Below are 16,986 nucleotides of genomic sequence, written 5' to 3'. Positions count from 1 at the left end.
GCCACATGGTGCAGATGTCCCATTTCCGGTCCTGGGTCGGAGAGCCCTGTCGCCGCCGGTCACCGCCGTCCACAGTGGTGCGCACGGGGATGCGCTGTCCGCGTCGGCCACAGGAGGCCACAATGAAGGAACTGCAGTGCCGCGACGCAGGCTTCGACTGCGACGCCGTCGTCCGCGCGGAATCCGTGGAGGACGTCCTGGCGCAGGCCGGTCCGCACGCCAAGGAGGCTCACGGCGTGGACGTCACCCCGGAGATGGCCGGGCAGCTGAGGACCTTGGTGCGCGACGCCTGACGCGTCCACGGTCCGAACCCCCGGTCCGGGTGCGCGATGATCGTGCGGTGACCACCGACGACGCTGCCACGCTCCCGCCCGTCCGGTTCGGCCTCGTCGGCTACGGCTTCGGCGGACGGTGGTTCCACGCCCCGCTGCTGGGTGCCGCACACGAGTGCGACTTCCTGGGCGTGGTCACCTCCTCGGCCGAGCGGCAGGGCCTCGTGCGCCGGGAACACCCCGGTCTGTCGACCTTCGCCTCGCTGGAGGAGCTGGCCGCTGCCGGCGCGGAGGCGGTGGCCATCTCCACGCCCGCTGCCACGCACAGCGAGCTCACCGACCGTGCCCTCGAGCTGGGGCTCGCCGTGGTGTGCGACAAGCCGTTCGCCCTCGACGCGGCAGCGGCGACCCGGTCGGTGGAGCTCGCGGAGCGGCTGGGGCTGCCGCTCTCCCCGTACCAGAACCGGCGCTGGGACTCCGACTTCCTGACCGTCCGCCGGCTGGCCGACGAGGGCGCCCTCGGCGAGATCACGCGCTTCGAGTCGCGCTTCGAGCGGCTGGCCCCGACGGCAGGTCCGGGGCCGCCGGTGGCGGCACGCTGCTGGACTTCGGCAGCCACCTGGTCGACCAGGCGCTGCTGCTGCTGGGTCCGGTCGCCTCGGTGTACGCCGAGTGGCGGACGCGGGAGAACGGCCTGGACGACGACGTCTTCGTGGCCCTCACCCACGTCAGCGGGGCCCGGTCGCACCTGTGGGGCAGCTGGAGCCAGGGGGCCCCGGGGCCCCGCTTCCGGGTCACCGGGACGACGGGCAGCTACGTCAACGGCACGCTGATGGACTGCCAGGAGGACCAGCTCCTCGCCGGCCACACCCCGGCGTCCCTGGGCCCGGCCTGGGGAGCCGAGCCGTCGGTGCGATGGGGCCGCGTCCACCGTGGGGAGGACAGCGAGGTCGTTCCTACCGAGGACGGGGCCTGGAGCACGTTCTACCCGGCCTTCGCGCGCGCGGTCCGCGGCCTCGGGCCGGTGCCGGTGGACCCGCGCGACGCGATCGCCTCCTGACCGTGCTCGACGCGGCCCGGCTGAGCGCCACGGAGGGCGGGATCGTCCGGTTCACCGGCTGAGGCTCACCGCAGCCGCTGGGGCAGTCCGGCGGTGACCAGCCAGACCCGCTCCGACGCCGCGGCGACGCGGGCGTTCAGCACGCCGAGCTCGTCGCGGAAGCGCCGGCCCGACGGCGTGCCCGGGACGATCCCCGATCCGACCTCGTTGCTGACGGCGATCACGCGCCGCCGGGTGCGGCTCCAGGCGACGACCACGTCGTCGATCGCGGCGGACAACCTCGCGTCGGAGCCCGGCTCCCCGGTCCAGACCTCGCAGTCGTCCATCACCCGGGCCAGCCAGGTGGTCAGGCAGTCGACGAGGACAGGTGGACCCGGAGTCCCCAGCACTTCCACCAGGTCGACGGTCTCGGTGGTCGTCCACGACGAGGGCCGGCGGACGCGGTGCAGCGCGACCCGCTCGGCCCACTCGGGATCGTCCTCGCCGGGCACCAGGCCGCAGGCGACGTACTCGACGGACCGCTCCCGCGCCAGCAGGCCCTCCGCGTAGGAGGACTTGCCCGAGCGCGCACCCCCGAGCACGAGGACGCGACGCGATCGGCGCCCGATCACGCCGCCGACCTCGCGCCGGCCCGTCCCCGCACCCCGCTCATCTGCCGGAGACCATAGACGAGGGCCGGCACGAGGGCCGGGACACCCACGGACGTGATCCGACGACGCGCCGCTCGCCGCCGACGTCCGGTAGGTGGCGGTCGGCCGGATCGCCCGTGATGCATTCGTGGCCCGACGGTTGCCGGAGGGGGCATCGGGGCATGCCCGAGATCCGTGTACGGAGTCAGCGACAGGACGGACCGGGTGAGGGACGACGAACCGAACGGGCCGGACATCCCGAACCCCGGGTGTGGCGCGGCGCCGTTGTCCAGCACCCCACCCCTCGGTCGACGAGACGAGGGGACCGCGGCGATGAGACTCGCGACCACCGACCTGCCGACGACGGATTTGTACGCGGTCGCGCTGCGCTCCATGGAGCAGCCCGACGGGCACCGCCATTGGTACGCGCGGTACGAGGGCGGCACCCGCCACTCGCTGGCCGAATCACTGCGCCGGTGGTGCGGTACCGCCGACCCCACCGATCGCGACCTGCTCGACCACGCCGATGGCGCCGTACTCGACGCCGGCTGCGGGCCCGGCCGGCTGGTCATCGAACTGGCCCGTCAAGGGCGCGACGCCGCCGGGGTGGACACCTCCCCGATGGCCGTCCGACTGGCCCGGAGCGCCGGCGCGACGGCGCTGGTCCGGTCGATCTTCGATCCCGTGCCGGGCGAGGGTCGCTGGGACACCGTCCTGCTGGCCGACGGCAACATCGGGATCGGCGGCGACCCGGCTGCCCTCCTGGCCCGCTGCCGCGAGTTGGTCGGCCCCACCGGCCGGGTGCTCGTGGAACTCGATCCGCCGGGAACCGGACTGCGGTCCGACCGGGTCCGACTGGAGCGCGGCAGCCAGCGGGGCACCTGGTTCGACTGGGCGCACGTCGGCGCCGACGCCGTCGAGGAACCCGCTGCGGAGGCGGGACTGCGCATCGATCACACGTGGACGCGGTCCGGCCGGTGCTTCGCGGCGCTGGTGCCGCCCACCGACGTCGCGCGGGACGGCTTCGCGGCGCCGGTCGATCTGGCGTCCTGACCGTGCGGATCCTGGTCACCGGTGGGGCGGGCTTCATCGGCTCCCACATCGCGCGCGCCTGCCTGGATGCGGGGCACGAGGTGCGGGTCCTGGACGCTCTCCTGCCCGCGGTGCACCCCGCCGGGATCGAGCCGACCGTGCCGGACGGCGCCGAGATGCTGATCGGCGACGTGCGCGACCGCGCGACGGTGGAGCGCGCACTGGACAGGGTCGACGCGGTCTGCCACCAGGCGGCGATGGTCGGGCTCGGCGTCGACGTCCAGGACATGCCCGAGTACGCAGGCATCAACGAACTCGGGACGGCGGTGCTGCTGGCCGCCATGGCGCGCGCCCGGATCGGCCGGCTGGTCCTCGCCAGCTCCATGGTGGTCTACGGCGAGGGCCGGTACGAGTGCCGCGAGCACGGCGTCGTCCCCGCGGCCCCGCGGCGGCGGAAGGAACTGGACGAGGGCCGGTTCGAGCCGCCCTGCCCGCGCTGCGGGCGCGCGCTGACCTGGGACACGGTGCCCGAGGAGGCCGCGCCGGACCCGCGCAACACGTATGCCGCCACCAAGCTGGGGCAGGAGCACCTGGCGTCGGCCTGGGCGGCATCGACCGGCGGCGGTGTGGTCGCCCTGCGCTACCACAACGTCTACGGGCCGCACATGCCGCGTGACACCCCGTACGCCGGCGTCGCCGCGATCTTCCGGAGCGCGCTGGAGGCCGGTCGGGCACCCCGCGTGTTCGAGGACGGTGGGCAGCAGCGCGACTTCGTGCACGTCACCGACGTCGCCGACGCCAACCTGCGGGCGCTGGAGGCGGAGCCACCCGGGTCGTCCCTGCGTGCCTACAACGTCGCCTCGGGGACCCCGCACACCGTGGGCGACATGGCCCGGGCGCTGGCGGAGGCGTTCGGGGGCCGCAGCCGGAGGTCACCGGGGAGTACCGGATCGGGGACGTGCGGCACGTCGTCGCGAGCCCGGTCCTGGCCGAGGAGGAACTCGGCTTCCGTGCCCGGGTCGCGTTCGAGGACGGCATGCGCGCGTTCGCCACCGACCCCTGCGGCCCGCCCCTGAAACTTCGTCACCAGGGCGTGCGGACGACGACCTCCACGAGGATCGCCAGCGCGGCGGCGAGCGACAGCCAGAGCCGCTGGGAGGCCTGCGGCAGCGTGGCCGTCGCCGGGAGCAGCCAGACGAGGAACGGCAGCCAGATCCGCTCGGTCTCCCCAGCACCAGCCCTGAGAGGTCGCTGACCGCCATCCCGGCCAGGGCCGCGACGGTCAGCCAGCCCGGCCGCCCCCGGACGCCGGCCAGGCCGGCGACCACGGCCGGACCGGCCGCGATCGCCCCGGCAGCGACGTTGCCCGCGAGGAACCAGGAGGACTCGGCGGCCCGGTCCCCGTAGGCCGCGCCGTCACGGACCCGTTGGGCGTCCACCGCGATGCCCTCGAACCACCAGTAGCCCTCGGCGGTGAAGACCGCGAACACCACCAGCACACCCACCGCGGCGACGGCCAGGATGCGCACGATCCCACCCCAGCCGAGCCGGTCCTTGCGCACCAGCACGACGGCCAGGGCCAGCAACCCGGCTGCCGTGAGCCCGAAGGACAGGAAGAGGCTGAGCCCGAGGAGCACCCCGGCGGCCCCCGCCCGCACGAAGCCGGCCGGCGACGGCCCCGTCCCGCCGCCACCGCCAGGAGGGCCACCCCCAGGCGAGGACGCCGGCGAAGAACGCGTCCGCGGTCGTGGCGATCCACACGGCGCCCGGGAAGAGGATGGCGAACGGGGCCACCGCCCGTGCGGCGGCCTCGTCGGCGATGGCGCGGACGGTGACCAGCACGGCCGGCACCGCCAGCGCTCCCCGGCGATGCACAGGACGGCGGCCCAGCCGGCACCGCCGAGACCGATGCGGTCCAGGAGCACGAAGGCCAGCAGCGCCCCGGGTGGATGGCCCGAGACGTGCGTCACCCAGGGGTCGGCGGAGTCCACCGGTACCGAGTCGATGAAAGTGTCGATGAAGGTCCCGATGCCCTCGACCCGGCCGACGTCGGCGACGTACTCGTGCTTGCTGGCCATGGGCTCGGCGAGCCGGTCCCAGCCGCCGTTCACCGCCAGGGCGACGGCCCAGCCGGCGGCGCCGCCGGCGCTTCCGGCCAGCAGCCACGGCCAGGACAGCCGTCGGGCGAGCGGCGGCCCCACAGCACGCCCGCCACCGCGAACAGCAGCGCCAGGAGGACCCCGGGCGTCAGGACCGGGTCGAGCCCGCCGACGAGCACGTAGCCGCCGGACAGGTGCAGGTCGCCGCCGTCCTCCGTGATGGCGCGGCCGAGCAGCCAGACGGCGACGACGCCCGCGGTTACGAGGAGGACGAGCGCCACCCGCGCGGCGCGTCCGGTCGTCGACGCCGGCGCGGTGTCGACGTCGGCAGGCGCGGGGATCATCGTCGCCGAGCGTAGGTGCCGCGATCGACCGGTGCTCCGTACGGTCGGCGGGCGAACCGGCTCGCTCTTCGGTACGAATACCGATCATGACGACTTCCGAGGGGCCGCCGTCGGTCGACGTCGTCCTCCCCTGCCTCGACGAGGCGGCCTCGCTGCCGTGGGTGCTGTCACGGCTGCCGGAGGGCTACCGGGCGATCGTCGCCGACAACGGGTCGACCGACGGCTCCGCCGAGGTCGCCGCCGCGCACGGCGCGACCGTCGTCCCCGTGCCGCAGCGTGGCTTCGGTGCCGCCGCCCACGCGGGCCTGGAGATCGCGACCGCCGACGTCGTCTGCTTCTGCGATGCCGACGGGTCGATGGACCCCGCACAGCTGCCCCGCGTCGCCGACCCGGTAGCCGCGGGGCAGGCCGACCTCGTGCTCGGCCGGCGTCGCCCGGTCCGCGGCGCGTGGCCGCTGCACGCCCGGGTGGCCAACCTGGCCCTGGCCCGCATGCTGCGCAGGCGCACCGGCCTGCGGCTGCACGACCTGGGCCCGATGCGCGCCGGGCGGCGGAAGGCGCTGCTCGACCTCGGCATCACCGACCGCCGCTTCGGCTACCCGTTGGAGATGGTCACCCGGGCCTCGGACGCCGGCTGGCACGTCCGGGAGGTCGACGTCGACTACGGACTCCGGACCGAGGGCAGCCGCTCCAAGGTCACCGGCACCGTGCTCGGGACCGTGCGCACCATCCGCGACATGCACGGGGTGCTGGCCCGATGAGGCAGACCCAGGTGCTGGTCATCACGAAGGCTCCCGTCCCGGGGCGGAGCAAGACACGCCTGAGCCCGCCCTGCTCGCCCGAGCAGGCAGCCGCGATCGCGGCCGCGTCCGTGGCCGACACCCTGGACACGGTGCGCGCGGCGCCGGTGGCCCGCCGGGTCGTCGCCCTGGACGGCCGCCCGCGCGATCTCGACCTCGACGGGTTCACCGTCGTCCCCCAGCCGGACGGCGACCTCGGGGCGCGGCTGGCGGCGGCCTTCGCCGACGCCATGGACGGCAGCAGCAGGCCTACGCTGCTCATCGGCATGGACACCCCGCAGGTGACACCGGAACTGCTGGACCGCTGCGCGGGCACGCTGGAGACCGCCGGTCCAGGGACCGCCGTCCTCGGCACGGCTCCGGACGGCGGATGGTGGGCGCTCGGGCTGCACTCCGCGGAGCCGGCGGCCGTGCTGGCCGACGTGCCGATGTCCCGGGACGACACCGCCGTGCGCACCCGCGAGGCGCTCGAGGCGACCGGCCTGACCGTGCACGACCTGCCCGAGCTCACCGACATCGACCACTTCCCCGACGCGCTGGCCGTCGCCGCCGAGTGCCCGCCGGACAGCCGCACCGCGCGCGTCGTGGGGTCCGTCGCCACGGCGCTGGGGCTCGCATGAGCAGCCGGCTCGACCGGCTCCTCGGCGCCCGCCTCCCCGGGCCGCCCGGGGCCCTGCGTCGCGGCCCGTTCCGCGCGGGCGCCTTCCCGAGCCCGTTGCACAGCGAGCGGCGGTCGGCGCGGGTCGGTGTGTGGTTGGGCCTGGCGTTCCTGGTCTGCTTCGTCACCGGCCTAATCAGCCACCTGATCCAGAACCCGCCGGGCTGGTTCGTCTGGCCGGCGTCCCCGGCCTGGCTCTACCGGGTGACCCAGGGCCTGCACGTGGCCACCGGCCTCGCGGCCATCCCGCTGCTCCTGGTCAAGCTGTGGGCGGTCTACCCCAAGCTGTTCGAGTGGCCGCCGGCCGGTTCGGTCTCCCGGGCCGTCAGCCGGCTGTCGATCCTGGTACTGGTCGGCGCCGCGGCCATGCAGCTCCTCACGGGGCTGTTCAACATCGCGCAGTTCTACCCGTGGAGCTTCTTCTTCCCGACGGCCCACTACTGGACCGGCTGGGTGGCCATCGGCGCCGTGCTCGTGCACGTGGGCGCCAAGGCGCCGGAGATCCGGCGGGGCCTCGCGCGCCGCGGGTCTCCCGGGACGGCCGCCGGCCTCACGGAGGAGCAGGCCGCGGAGCGGGCCGAGGTCGACACCGCGGCCGAGCACCAGCCGGTGTCGCGGCGGGCCTTCGCGCTCGCGGCCGGGCTGGGAGTCGGGGCGGTCACGCTCACCACCGTCGGCCAGAGCTTCTCCCCGCTGGGGGCCGTCTCGGTCCTGGCTCCGCGCAAGCCCGGTGTCGGACCGCAGGACCTGCCGGTACGCCAGACGGCGGAGCGCGCCGGGGTGACCGACGTCGGTGCGGACTACCGGCTCGTGGTCGACGGGCCGAACCGGCTCGAGCTCTCCCTCGACGACCTGGCCGCCTTCCCGCAGCGCACCGAGCGGCTGCCCATCACCTGCGTCGAGGGGTGGAGCGCGTCGGCCACCTGGACCGGCGTCCGCCTCGGAGACCTGCTGGAGGAGGCCGGCCTTCCCCGGGACACCGAGGTCACCGTCGAGTCGCTGCAGGAGGGCGGGCTCTACCGGGTGTCGACCGTCGCCCCGCCGCACGCACGGAGCCCGCGCACCCTCCTCGCCACCGGGCTGAACGGCGCACCGCTGGTGCCCGACCATGGTTATCCGGTGCGGCTGATCGCGCCGAACCGGCCGGGGGTCATGCAGACCAAGTGGGTCGCCACGGTGCGGCCGGCATGAGCCTGTCCGACGAGGCCACCACCGGGCGGGACGACCGCGCGGCCGCCCGCGTACCGGAGGACCCGTACGCCTCCGATCCCGCCCGCCCGGTCACCTCGGCGCGGCGACCGTGGTGGCGATGGCTGTTCCTCCTGCCTGGCCTGGCCGCGGTCGCCTACGGCGCGATCGGGCTCGTGACCGCCGGCAGTCGCGTGCCGCTGGGCTCGTGGGCCACCTGGTTCGTCGGCAGCGCACTGCTGCACGACCTGGTCCTGGCCCCCGTCTGGATCGGCCTCGGTTGGCTGGCCGCACGGGTGCTCCCCGCGCCGGCCCGCGGACCGGCCGTCGTCGGCGCGGCGGTGACGGGGCTGCTGACGCTCGTGGCCATGCCCTTCGTCCTGGCGCCGGGGTACAACCCGGACAACCCGTCCTTCCTGCCCCACGAGTACGGCCGGAACCTGCTGCTGATCAACCTCGCCGTCCTTCTCCTGGTCGCCCTGTGGGGCACCGTCGCGACCCGGCGCCACCGCTCGGGCCCGGAGACCGACGGCTGAGGGCCGTTCCCTCATCGGGCGCGGACGACCGCCCGGAGCCCTCGGGCCACGACCGCCGACCGAACGGCGCCGACGGCGTTCGCCACCACCCGCCGCGTCGACGTCCTGCCCAGCTGCGCCTCGACCTCGGCCAGGCGGACCTCGAGCTCGTGGATGCGCCGCCGCTCGCCGGTCCCCGCCTCGTCCGTCCTCGACTGCGCGGCCATCTCGGCGAGCCCCTCGGTGAGGCCGACCGTCAGCCTGGCCACGTCGGCGGGCAGGAGCTGCGCGGTGCCGACGCAGGTGCCGCCCTTCCAGAGGCTCAGGTTCAGCAGGCCGACGTCGACGTGCGCCGAGATGCGAACCCCGCGGCCCTCGCCGCGCAGGTCCCAGGCCCATCGCCCGTGCCGGGGAAGCGGGATCACCGTCATGTGCCGAGGTTGGGGACCCGCGCACCCGGTGTCAAGACGGACACGTACCGCAACCGGCCTGCCTGGCGGCCGGGACTGCCGTCACGATTGGGCATCGACGCTGGTCAGCGCCCGGATCCCGGGCCTACCGTCCGAACCGTGAGGCGCCGCATGGGCACGGCAGCCGCGGCGCTGGCCGTGGCGCTCCTCGTCGGGTGCACCGGCCCCGGTGCCGAATCGGGCAGCGCCGACCGCGGTGCCAGCGGAGGTGGCGCTCCTGCGCCCATCCCCGGGGATCCCCAGGCCGTCCCCGACGACGCCGACTCCGACCGGCAGGTCATCACCACGGCCTCGGCGGTCCTCGCCGTCGAGGAGCCCATCGAGAGCGCGCAGCAGGTCAGCGAGCTGGTGGAGTCCGCCGGTGGCCGGGTCGACGAGCGCACCGAGCAGGCGAGGCAGAACGGGGCCGAGGGCGCTGTCGCCGACCTCGTCGTGCGTGTGCCCGCGGAGGAACTGACCGGCGTGCTGGCCGACCTGGCCGACCTCGGCGACGTGGAGAGCGTGTCGGTCTCCGGCTCCGACGTCACCGACACCGCCGTCGACCTCGACGCCCGGATCTCGGCGCTGCAGACGTCGGTGACGCGGCTGCAGGCCCTGATGGATGCCGCCGCCAGCACCGAGGCGCTGCTGGCCGCCGAGGCGGCTCTCTCCGAACGGCAGGCGGAGTTGGAGTCGCTGCAGTCGCGGCGGGCGTCGCTGGCCGACCAGGTGGAGCTCTCGAGGCTCCACGTGCACCTGAAGCCCTTCGGCGTGGCGCCGGTCGGTGGGCCGGACGGTTTCGGTGACGGGCTCGGCACCGGGTGGCGGGCCCTGGTGGCCGTCCTCAGCGGCGCGGTCATGGTGGTCGGCGTCCTGCTGCCCTGGGTGGCGGCGGGCGGGCTGCTGGCCGCGGCCGTGCTGGTGCCGATCCGCCTGGCCCGGCGGCGGTCCGCCGGGGAGGTGGCGGCGCCGCCCGAGGCGTGAGGGACTCGGGCTGCCGCGCACCAGCGGGAGGACGACGGACGAGTCGACCTGTACGCCGGGTTCGTCCAGTGCTCCCGCCTGACCTGCACTGATAGCTGAGAATGGCCTCTGGCCTGCGGAGACGCTGCTCGATGTTTCCCGTCCCCTGCTGGCTGATCTCGACGTTTCGTGCCCCGATGTGCCCCCACGACAAGCCTCCGCACCCCGGACCGTCGGCAGGTGAACGACCGCCACGTTTGCGCCGGAGAACGTCAGATAGGCGGAGTCCTACCGACCGTGGACGAACTCCCGACCTATGGTCGCCGCCCCTGGCGGCGGCGCGGGGTCGAGGCGAAGGTCCCGCAGTCCCGACAGATCGAGACGCCGGGCGTGGCGGCCAACTCGGTCACGCTCCGTCGGCGGAACACGCCGCCACAGCAGCCGCAGCGCAGCAATCCGGGGATGGCGGCGAACGGTGTAGGTAGCGCCACGAGGCTCATTGCTTGTGCCTTCCGCGCAGCGTCCGTCCGACGACCCAGGCGGCACAAGTACGGCAGATGTAGACCCCCGGCGTGCCACCGAGTTCATGGGCAGCCCTCAACGGGCGTTCCCGTTCGCAGCAGCCACAGGTCACCATCTCGCCAGTGGTCGAGCGGCGGAGGAGCTTCACGGAGTACTCCGATCAGTTGCCGGACAGTCGGCGAGCCCGCGAGACCGTCGTCCGTCCGATACACACGGCAGGACAGCCCGACCGGGCTTTCCCGGTTCAAGAATGGATCGTGCCCGTTGATCAGCACCGTCGGGGAGCCTCGGAACTCAACTGCGTCCGCTTCGTCGGGTGTGCTGACGGTGCGGTGCTTGACCGGCACGCCTCCGGCACCCACCTCCACCAGAGCCTCCCGCAGGCGCGCGTCAGTCACCTGCCAGTTGGGGCAGCCGTCGAAGTAGAGCAGGACGACGTCCATGCACCCAGCATGACGGGCGACAGAGCCCGCCGGAGGTGGACCTATCTCCGGCGGGCTCTGTTCATGCTCTGACTCCGGCGCTGGAGCGGCCTACCGCAAGGGCGCGGTCACGGGCCGTACATCGTTCCGGCGAGCGACCTGCCGCGCTCGTCGGCAGGTCCCGGTGACGTTGACGCTGTGCCAGGTGGTCGATCAGCTCGCGGCGAGCCGGATCCGCACCAGGGCGGCGGTGTGCGGGAAGCCGAAGCCGACCCGGCAGGTGGCCCGGACGGCGACGCGGTCGCTGGTGAAGAAGACGGACCGGTCGGCCTTCACTTCGGCGTCGCGCCGGACCACGGTCGTGACCCGCGTGGCCGACATGCCCCAGATCGTGCCGACCGGTGCCTCCGGAGAGGTCACCAGCGGCACGCCGAAGATCACCCGCCGGGTCGGCTGGCTGGGATCCGCGCCGAGCAACGGCTTGCCCGAGCCGGTGGCCTCCTTCATGTTGGCCGAGACCAGCGCGGTCGTCGGGTTGGCCACGAAGGACGTCAGCTCGGCACCGACGTTCCCGCCAGCATCTGCGCCTGGGCGAAGGCGTCCAGGGACGTCGGCGCGATCCCGGCGGCGATGTCCTGCACGTTGCTCTCGCCGACCGTCAGGCTGGCCAGGCCGGACGGGGTGTTGGCGGCGACGCCGCCGAAGAATGCGGCATCGATCTTCCGGGCGATGTCGCGGGCCAGTCCGGCACCGACCTCGGTGCTGGCCGCCGGGGAGGAGTCCGCGGCCAGCTCGGAGGTGATAACGCTGAGCCCGGCCACCTTGGACGGGACGACGACCAGCTCGTTGGTCGTGAGGTCGCTGACAGGGATCTCCGCACCCTCGGCCACCCACGCGGCCGACGGGTCGGCGGTGACCTTCGGGATGCGGTACGTCGACCCGGTGAGCCGGACGACCGTGGAGACCAGCGGGTTGAGGGCCACGGACGCGGCCAGGACGGGGAGGACGAGGAGGTTTTCGACCTGCTCGGGGGTGAGCAGGGGTCCGGCGGTGCCGGTGGTCAGGGTCATTGCTTGCTGGCTCCGAAGAGGTCAGCCCCGGTGTTGATAGGGGTGATCCCTTGGGCCGCAGACCCTCAGGTGCGCCGCTGGCGCTGTAGCTGGTTGGAACATCGGGCCTCAGGCCACGACATCAGACCAGTTACATGGATTATGCCATGCGAGGGAGATTGAGGCTGGGGTTAGTCACGCTTGCGCGCTGAGTCGCCCGAATCTCCTGTCAGGGCTTGCCGAAGCGCATCAATGATGGCGTCGACACCCGACCAGTCATGACTCAACGTTGCCGAAGTGCCGTTTCTCGCGTCCTTGACTTTCTGGAGGAAGCGTTCCTGTATCTGCTTCTTGTGCATCAGTTCCCCTTGATACGACCGCACCCCTCCAGATAGGAGCGCCACTGCACGGGCGTCAGGTTGCCGTCCTCATCCGCCAACACATCTGCACCCAGATACATCTCCACGCTTGCTGCTAGTCCGTTGACATCCATGATGGATATCCCCGTCGGCCCAAGCGTCGGATATTGCTCGGCCAAGGCGAGGCGGGGGTAATAAATCGCCGTATAGTGCGCGGGCAGTGGCGTTCTGAGAGATCGCACAGCGTCTCGGGCTGCAGAGTCGTTGTCCAGCAACAGGACGACGCGGTTGGAGATCCCGGCCGCAGCGAAGCTCTTCAGCGTTCGGACTCCTGCCGCCGCGCTCCCTTCCGCTCCATCACCGAAGTCCAAGAACTTGATGTATGACACAAGGTGCGGGTAGCGGACATCTAGCGCAGCTTGCAGGAACCGAGCATCAGTGCTGCCTTCGGTAATGACCACTGCGGGGGTCCCGTTGGTCATCGCGTAGCTGAAGTGATCTATCGCTTCCATTTGCGGATCGAAAGGCTCGTCGATCCACCCGCCCGCGAGTAGGTCTGAGATGTCGAGCCGAACTTCCTCACCCGGATCAAGAGCCATTAGTAGGGCTCGGAACAGGAGTCGCGGGTCGTCGTCTCGCCACAGCTCCAGTAGAGCGGCCAACGACTTGGGATTGGCCCAACGATCTCGACGCGTCAGTTCCGGATCGCTGAGCGAATCGGCCACCAGGCCAACCCAACTTGACAGTTGCAGACCTGTCAGTAGTTCGATCTCAGACTGCACGGGCTCAGCCCGGCCAGGGGCGGGATAGTTATAGCGGCGGAAAGCGACTCCTCAACATTCCGCCGAAACGCTATCTCGGTAGCCGACGCGCCTATCCCGAGGAAGTCGAGGCGGTCAGCGAGTGCACCCGCCGTCGAGACCAGGACAGTCGCGTGGCTATCTGAGTAGTCGTCCACATCCTCCGGCGGGCGTGGCTCTCGGACAACTTCCGAGCGCGTGTAGAGGAAAAGGAACGTGGGATCGACGCTATTTTTCCAACTGAATGCATCGAAGCCACGAACACTGAGGTTTGCGATACTGCCCATTGCCTTCCAGCATATGGCGCACCGCCCCGCACGGCTGTGCGGCCCGTGATCCAAGGGGCGCGACACCGGCCGCACGTGTGCTGGCGAGCATCAGGACCAGGTCGTGGACGTGGGGTCCAGGCGTCAGGTAGCCGCGCATCTCCCGGTCGTCCTCGCAGGCGGCCACTGCTGGCAGGTCGCGGTCGAGGCATGCGGGCTGCCGCGCGGCACCCGGTTCCACGACCTGCGCCACTTCTACGCCTCAGCGCTGATCGGTGCCGGGCTGCACCCGAAGGCCATCCAATCGCGGCTGGGGCACGCCACCATCGCCGAGACGATGGACACCTACGGCCACCTGTTCCCCGACGCCGAGGACCACGGGCGTGGGGCGCTGGACAGCCTGTTCGGTGAGGCTGCCGTGCCCCCAGAGTGCCCCGAAAGGGTCGCTGAATAGCGTTTCTGCAGGTCAGGCGGGGGCGACGGACGAGTCGGCCTGTACGCCGGGTTCTGTCCACGGGCGCCTCGCGGCCTCCCGATGGGCGGTCATCCATCTAGGCCTGCCGTTGCCGGCAGGCTCGAGCGGTCTACCCGCAGGCATCGGGCGGGCCGCCCTCAAGCGCCTGCGCGGGACGGCGGCGAACCGCCGTCCTTTCTTGACCTTGCTCCGGGTGGGGTTTACCGAGCCACACCGGTCACCCGGTGTGCGGTGGTCTCTTACACCACCGTTTCACCCTTACCAGTGCGAGCACTGGCGGTCTGTTCTCTGTGGCACTGTCCCGCGGGTCACCCCGGGTCGCTGTTAACGACCACCCTGCCCTGTGGAGCCCGGACGTTCCTCGGCGACGGGGTCTCCCCGCCGACGCGACCGCCCAGCCGACTCGTCCGTCGTGCCGGTCAGTCTAGGCGGTGATGGTCACGGGGAGGACATCCCGGCGTCGTCACCGGCTCACGCGGGGCGCGTGCCGACCAGCGTCGCATAGGCGACGATGTTGTCCTCGTAGCTGCGGTTCACCGGATCGAACTCGCCACCGCAGGTGATCAGCCGCAGCTGCGGATCGGCGGTGTTGCCGTACACCTCCAGGGTCGGGAAGTCGACCTTGGTGTAGCGCTCGACGCGATCGACGGCGAACACCGCCACCGTCCCGTCCTCCCGGGCCACCTCCACCTCGGCGCCGGGCGCCAGCCCGCCGAGCTCGAAGAAGATGCCGGGGCCGTACTCGGCCGAGTCGACGTGGCCCAGCAGCACGGCCGGGCCCACCGCGCCGGGTGCGGGCGATTCGCGGTACCAGCCCGCCTGGTCCACGGCGCTGAGCGGAGGCACCTCCACGGTGCCGTCGTCCTGCAGCCCGAGTTCCAGGAGGTCGCTGCTGACGCCGAGAGCCGGAACCCGCAGGCTCACCGGTTCGGCGACCTGGACGGGTGCGGGCTCCACGGCCGCGGGTGCGGGTGTCGTGGGCTCTGCGGTGTCCGCCGGGACGGAGGACTCCGCCGTCGGTGCGCTCACCGGGGGCTGGGGCGCGCGCTGCTGCCCGGCGAGTGCGATGCCGACCGCGACCGCGGCCACGACGGCGAGGCCGACGGCCAGCGCCGCCCAGGTACGAGGGGTCGGGCGGCGACGCGATGGGTCGGTCACGGACGTTTCCTCCTGAGGGTGCTCGTGACGGCCGGGGTCACGGGCCGATGGTGAGCCAGGCCGCGCCGGGCAGGTGATCCCTGCCCGGCGCGGCCCCGATCAACGTCGATCAGGCCTGGTCGGTGGCCTGGCGACGGCGGTAGGCGACAGCACCGGCGGCAGCCGCACCGACGGCGGCGAGGGCGCCGACACCGATCGCGGCCTGGTTCTCGATGCCGCTGGTGGCACCGGCACCGGTGTCCGCGCCGCCGGCGGGCATGGTGCCCATCTGCGAGACGGTCAGGGGACCACAGGCGGCGGGGGCGGTGGCCTCCATGGGCAGCGACGGGTCGAGCTCGCTCATGACGTCGCCGTCGTAGGCGCCGCTGCCGTCCTTGTCGATGCCGTGGACGACCAGCACCGCGGTCCCGGCCGCGAACGACTCCTGGACGTCCTCGGTGATCGTGAAGGTGCGCTCGTAGGTGTAGGAGCCGCCCTCGGCGGTCGGGAACCGGTCGACGGCCAGGCCGCTGTCCGGGCTGGTGTCGCCCTCCGTGGTCAGCGACGTGCCGATGGCGCCGTAGTACTTCGCGGCCTCGGTGACGCTCACGAAGCCGTCGCCGTCCGCGTCGTCGCTGAGGTCGTTGGAGGGGCAGGTGCCCTGTGCGCCGATGTGGAAGTGCTGGGCGTGCGGCGAGCCGGCCAGCAGACCCGAGGCCTCCACGGTGACGGTCGCCTGGTCGCCGGCGAGCGTGACCATGCCGGTGCCCGAGACGCCCGACGTGTTGACCGCCCCGAGCGTCGCCTGGTAGCTGCCGTCGTGGTCGGCCAGCGCCGTGCCCATGGTGAGCAGCGGGAACGCGGCGGCGGCGATGGCGACGGTCGGAAGTGCGAATGCCTTGCGCATGGAGACTCCTTCGTCTCTGGGGTCATGCCTCGCCGCAGGGGCGGGCATCGGGCGCGGTGGGTAACCGGCCCCCGTGGGCGAACGGCGCATCGGTGCACCGGTCGGTGGAACGGGTCGGGGAGGACCCTGGTGTGGCGCGATCGGCGAGCACGTCGATCCGTGCGCGCCGAGCCCTGCAGAGGGCCTTCGCATCCGGTGCCCGGAGCGGTTCAGTTCGAATCGCGCGCAACTCGATCGGGTGCATTACGGTCTCATGACACGCCGCTGCGACCTGCGACGACGCCGTCGACAGGGGTAACGCGGGAGGCGTCCGGTCGTCAGCCCCAGAAGAGGCGGAATCCGACCCGGCGGCGTCCGTCCTCGGTGAGTGTCGACATGTCGACGACCTGACGTGCCTGCACGTCCACCGGGTCGTCGGACAGCAGCTCCAGGTACCGGCGGTGCTCGGTGAGCGACGCGACGGCCTGCTCGACCGTGCCGCTGACGTCCACCTCGTGCGGTGGGTCCGTCATCTCTCCGACGGCGATGTACTGCACGCCCGACCATCTCTCCTCGGGCAGGTCGGGGAAGATCCACTCGTTCCCCGCATCCGCGACCGCATCGATCACCGACTGCCCGAGCGCCCGGTGGTCGGGGAGTTCACGTAGGCAGGCGACACCCCGGGCGGGGTCCAGGTCGCGCCGAAGTAGCCGGTGACGACCAGCTCCGGACGGTGGCGTCGGATGGCGGCCGCCAGGTCACGGCGCAGCTCGGGGCCCTCGACCAGCACCCCGTCGCGGTGGTCGAGGAACTCCACCTCGGTCACGCCGACGACGGCGGCCGAGCGCCGCTCCTCCTCCTCCCGCAGCGGACCGGCCTCGGCCGGCGGGACGCCCGCCATCCCGGCCTCGCCACGCGTGGCCAGGAGGTAGTGCACCTCCTTGCCCTGGGCGGTCCACACCGCCACGGCCGCGGCCAGGCCGTACTCGATGTCGTCGGGGTGCGCCGCGACGACGAGGGCGCGTTGCCAGTCGTCGGGCAGAGGGGTCGGCATGGGCGTC

Annotated in this window: 21 protein-coding genes, 1 other RNA gene and 1 pseudogene; 11 read left to right on the top strand and 12 right to left on the bottom strand. The window is 72.6% G+C overall.

The window, feature by feature from the left end; genetic code table 11:
• Window positions 1-122: 122 nt before the first annotated feature.
• The 3 genes and pseudogenes from U6N30_RS09800 (at window position 123) to U6N30_RS09790 (ending at window position 1,332) form a co-directional block, all read left to right on the top strand.
• Window positions 123-293: a DUF1059 domain-containing protein gene (locus U6N30_RS09800; RefSeq protein WP_324277141.1), complete on the top strand. Its 171-nt coding sequence runs from the start codon at window positions 123-125 to the stop codon at window positions 291-293.
• 29 nt (window positions 294-322) lie between these two features.
• Window positions 323-664: pseudogene (locus tag U6N30_RS09795) on the top strand (Gfo/Idh/MocA family oxidoreductase); the annotation flags it as partial.
• Window positions 643-1,332: a Gfo/Idh/MocA family protein gene (locus U6N30_RS09790; protein WP_324278225.1), complete on the top strand. Its 690-nt coding sequence runs from the start codon at window positions 643-645 to the stop codon at window positions 1,330-1,332. The pseudogene U6N30_RS09795 and the gene U6N30_RS09790, both read left to right, overlap by 22 nt.
• 65 nt (window positions 1,333-1,397) lie before the next feature.
• Here the strand turns inward: U6N30_RS09790 and cobU are convergent, their stop codons facing one another.
• Window positions 1,398-1,943 carry a bifunctional adenosylcobinamide kinase/adenosylcobinamide-phosphate guanylyltransferase gene (cobU, locus tag U6N30_RS09785; RefSeq protein ID WP_324277140.1) on the bottom strand — a complete coding sequence of 182 codons (546 nt, stop codon included), beginning with the start codon at window positions 1,941-1,943 and terminating at the stop codon, window positions 1,398-1,400.
• A 351-nt stretch (window positions 1,944-2,294) separates the two neighbouring features.
• Between cobU and U6N30_RS09780 the strand changes: the two genes are divergently transcribed.
• On the top strand, window positions 2,295-3,014 hold the full coding sequence (locus U6N30_RS09780) for a class I SAM-dependent methyltransferase (protein ID WP_324277139.1): 720 nt from the start codon (window positions 2,295-2,297) through the stop codon (window positions 3,012-3,014).
• A gap of 2 nt (window positions 3,015-3,016) precedes the next feature.
• Window positions 3,017-4,069 (top strand): NAD-dependent epimerase/dehydratase family protein, encoded by a 1,053-nt coding sequence (locus tag U6N30_RS09775; protein WP_324277138.1) that lies wholly within the window; start codon window positions 3,017-3,019, stop codon window positions 4,067-4,069.
• A 1,031-nt stretch (window positions 4,070-5,100) separates the two neighbouring features.
• Here the strand turns inward: U6N30_RS09775 and U6N30_RS09770 are convergent.
• Complete coding sequence (locus U6N30_RS09770; RefSeq protein ID WP_324277137.1) at window positions 5,101-5,436, bottom strand: hypothetical protein; 336 nt, start codon at window positions 5,434-5,436, stop codon at window positions 5,101-5,103.
• 86 nt (window positions 5,437-5,522) lie between these two features.
• Between U6N30_RS09770 and U6N30_RS09765 the strand changes: the two genes are divergently transcribed.
• Genes U6N30_RS09765 through U6N30_RS09750 form a run of 4 tightly spaced genes read left to right on the top strand, consistent with a single transcriptional unit; the run spans window position 5,523 to window position 8,618 of the window.
• Window positions 5,523-6,197 carry a glycosyltransferase family 2 protein gene (locus U6N30_RS09765; protein WP_324277136.1) on the top strand — a complete coding sequence of 225 codons (675 nt, stop codon included), beginning with the start codon at window positions 5,523-5,525 and terminating at the stop codon, window positions 6,195-6,197.
• Window positions 6,194-6,856 (top strand): TIGR04282 family arsenosugar biosynthesis glycosyltransferase, encoded by a 663-nt coding sequence (locus tag U6N30_RS09760; protein ID WP_324277135.1) that lies wholly within the window; start codon window positions 6,194-6,196, stop codon window positions 6,854-6,856. The genes U6N30_RS09765 and U6N30_RS09760 overlap by 4 nt, the downstream gene beginning before the upstream one ends.
• Window positions 6,853-8,085 (top strand): molybdopterin-dependent oxidoreductase, encoded by a 1,233-nt coding sequence (locus U6N30_RS09755; protein WP_324277134.1) that lies wholly within the window; start codon window positions 6,853-6,855, stop codon window positions 8,083-8,085. Before U6N30_RS09760 ends, U6N30_RS09755 begins: the two co-directional genes overlap by 4 nt.
• Window positions 8,082-8,618: a hypothetical protein gene (locus U6N30_RS09750; RefSeq protein ID WP_324277133.1), complete on the top strand. Its 537-nt coding sequence runs from the start codon at window positions 8,082-8,084 to the stop codon at window positions 8,616-8,618. The genes U6N30_RS09755 and U6N30_RS09750 overlap by 4 nt, the downstream gene beginning before the upstream one ends.
• An 11-nt stretch (window positions 8,619-8,629) precedes the next feature.
• Here the strand turns inward: U6N30_RS09750 and U6N30_RS09745 are convergent, their stop codons facing one another.
• A complete protein-coding gene (locus U6N30_RS09745; protein WP_324277132.1) occupies window positions 8,630-9,028 on the bottom strand; it encodes a hypothetical protein in 399 nt (132 codons plus the stop codon).
• A 150-nt stretch (window positions 9,029-9,178) separates the two neighbouring features.
• Here U6N30_RS09745 and U6N30_RS09740 point away from each other — a divergent pair, with 150 nt between their 5' ends.
• The gene (locus U6N30_RS09740) at window positions 9,179-10,030 is read left to right on the top strand and encodes a DUF4349 domain-containing protein (protein WP_324277131.1); all 852 of its coding nucleotides are present in this window, start codon (window positions 9,179-9,181) and stop codon (window positions 10,028-10,030) included.
• Between the two features lie 563 nt (window positions 10,031-10,593).
• Here U6N30_RS09740 and U6N30_RS09735 read toward each other — a convergent pair.
• The 4 genes from U6N30_RS09735 to U6N30_RS09720 form a co-directional block, all read right to left on the bottom strand.
• Window positions 10,594-10,974, bottom strand: a complete 381-nt coding sequence (locus U6N30_RS09735) for a thioredoxin family protein (protein WP_324277130.1) — start codon at window positions 10,972-10,974, stop codon at window positions 10,594-10,596.
• 192 nt (window positions 10,975-11,166) lie between these two features.
• Window positions 11,167-11,496: a phage major capsid protein gene (locus tag U6N30_RS09730; protein ID WP_324277129.1), complete on the bottom strand. Its 330-nt coding sequence runs from the start codon at window positions 11,494-11,496 to the stop codon at window positions 11,167-11,169.
• Window positions 11,497-11,504: 8 nt separating this feature from the next.
• Window positions 11,505-12,023: a phage major capsid protein gene (locus tag U6N30_RS09725; RefSeq protein ID WP_324277128.1), complete on the bottom strand. Its 519-nt coding sequence runs from the start codon at window positions 12,021-12,023 to the stop codon at window positions 11,505-11,507.
• A 337-nt stretch (window positions 12,024-12,360) separates the two neighbouring features.
• A complete protein-coding gene (locus U6N30_RS09720) occupies window positions 12,361-13,143 on the bottom strand; it encodes a hypothetical protein (RefSeq protein ID WP_324277127.1) in 783 nt (260 codons plus the stop codon).
• Between the two features lie 408 nt (window positions 13,144-13,551).
• Between U6N30_RS09720 and U6N30_RS09715 the strand changes: the two genes are divergently transcribed.
• Window positions 13,552-13,881: a tyrosine-type recombinase/integrase gene (locus U6N30_RS09715; RefSeq protein ID WP_324277126.1), complete on the top strand. Its 330-nt coding sequence runs from the start codon at window positions 13,552-13,554 to the stop codon at window positions 13,879-13,881.
• A 26-nt stretch (window positions 13,882-13,907) separates the two neighbouring features.
• Here U6N30_RS09715 and rnpB read toward each other — a convergent pair.
• From rnpB to U6N30_RS09690, 5 genes are all read right to left on the bottom strand, one after another.
• Window positions 13,908-14,308, bottom strand: an RNA gene (gene rnpB, locus U6N30_RS09710) — RNase P RNA component class A.
• Window positions 14,309-14,373: 65 nt separating this feature from the next.
• Window positions 14,374-15,060: a class F sortase gene (locus U6N30_RS09705; protein ID WP_324277125.1), complete on the bottom strand. Its 687-nt coding sequence runs from the start codon at window positions 15,058-15,060 to the stop codon at window positions 14,374-14,376.
• Between the two features lie 109 nt (window positions 15,061-15,169).
• Entirely contained in the window at window positions 15,170-15,946 is a 777-nt protein-coding gene (locus U6N30_RS09700) for a hypothetical protein (protein ID WP_324277124.1), read from the bottom strand.
• 317 nt (window positions 15,947-16,263) lie between these two features.
• Window positions 16,264-16,554: a hypothetical protein gene (locus tag U6N30_RS09695; RefSeq protein WP_324277123.1), complete on the bottom strand. Its 291-nt coding sequence runs from the start codon at window positions 16,552-16,554 to the stop codon at window positions 16,264-16,266.
• Window positions 16,551-16,979 carry a PIG-L deacetylase family protein gene (locus U6N30_RS09690; RefSeq protein WP_324277122.1) on the bottom strand — a complete coding sequence of 143 codons (429 nt, stop codon included), beginning with the start codon at window positions 16,977-16,979 and terminating at the stop codon, window positions 16,551-16,553. The genes U6N30_RS09695 and U6N30_RS09690 overlap by 4 nt, the downstream gene beginning before the upstream one ends.
• Window positions 16,980-16,986: the final 7 nt, after the last annotated feature.

Origin of the sequence: Blastococcus brunescens, assembly GCF_035320885.1 — a bacterium.
GTDB classification, from domain to species: Bacteria; Actinomycetota; Actinomycetes; order Mycobacteriales; family Geodermatophilaceae; genus Blastococcus_B; species Blastococcus_B brunescens.
Note: the sequence above shows the minus strand (reverse complement) of the source record. Positions and strands in the feature narration are given on the sequence as shown.

Coding starts and splice junctions, on each gene's coding strand:
- U6N30_RS09800 (WP_324277141.1), top strand. CDS start 123: ATGAAGGAACTGCAGTGCCGCGACGCAGGCTTCGACTGCGACGCCGTC.
- U6N30_RS09780 (WP_324277139.1), top strand. CDS start 2,295: ATGAGACTCGCGACCACCGACCTGCCGACGACGGATTTGTACGCGGTC.
- U6N30_RS09770 (WP_324277137.1), bottom strand. CDS start 5,436: ATGATCCCCGCGCCTGCCGACGTCGACACCGCGCCGGCGTCGACGACC.
- U6N30_RS09765 (WP_324277136.1), top strand. CDS start 5,523: ATGACGACTTCCGAGGGGCCGCCGTCGGTCGACGTCGTCCTCCCCTGC.
- U6N30_RS09760 (WP_324277135.1), top strand. CDS start 6,194: ATGAGGCAGACCCAGGTGCTGGTCATCACGAAGGCTCCCGTCCCGGGG.
- U6N30_RS09755 (WP_324277134.1), top strand. CDS start 6,853: ATGAGCAGCCGGCTCGACCGGCTCCTCGGCGCCCGCCTCCCCGGGCCG.
- U6N30_RS09750 (WP_324277133.1), top strand. CDS start 8,082: ATGAGCCTGTCCGACGAGGCCACCACCGGGCGGGACGACCGCGCGGCC.
- U6N30_RS09745 (WP_324277132.1), bottom strand. CDS start 9,028: ATGACGGTGATCCCGCTTCCCCGGCACGGGCGATGGGCCTGGGACCTG.
- U6N30_RS09740 (WP_324277131.1), top strand. CDS start 9,179: ATGGGCACGGCAGCCGCGGCGCTGGCCGTGGCGCTCCTCGTCGGGTGC.
- U6N30_RS09735 (WP_324277130.1), bottom strand. CDS start 10,974: ATGGACGTCGTCCTGCTCTACTTCGACGGCTGCCCCAACTGGCAGGTG.
- U6N30_RS09725 (WP_324277128.1), bottom strand. CDS start 12,023: ATGACCCTGACCACCGGCACCGCCGGACCCCTGCTCACCCCCGAGCAG.
- U6N30_RS09700 (WP_324277124.1), bottom strand. CDS start 15,946: ATGCGCAAGGCATTCGCACTTCCGACCGTCGCCATCGCCGCCGCCGCG.
- U6N30_RS09690 (WP_324277122.1), bottom strand. CDS start 16,979: ATGCCGACCCCTCTGCCCGACGACTGGCAACGCGCCCTCGTCGTCGCG.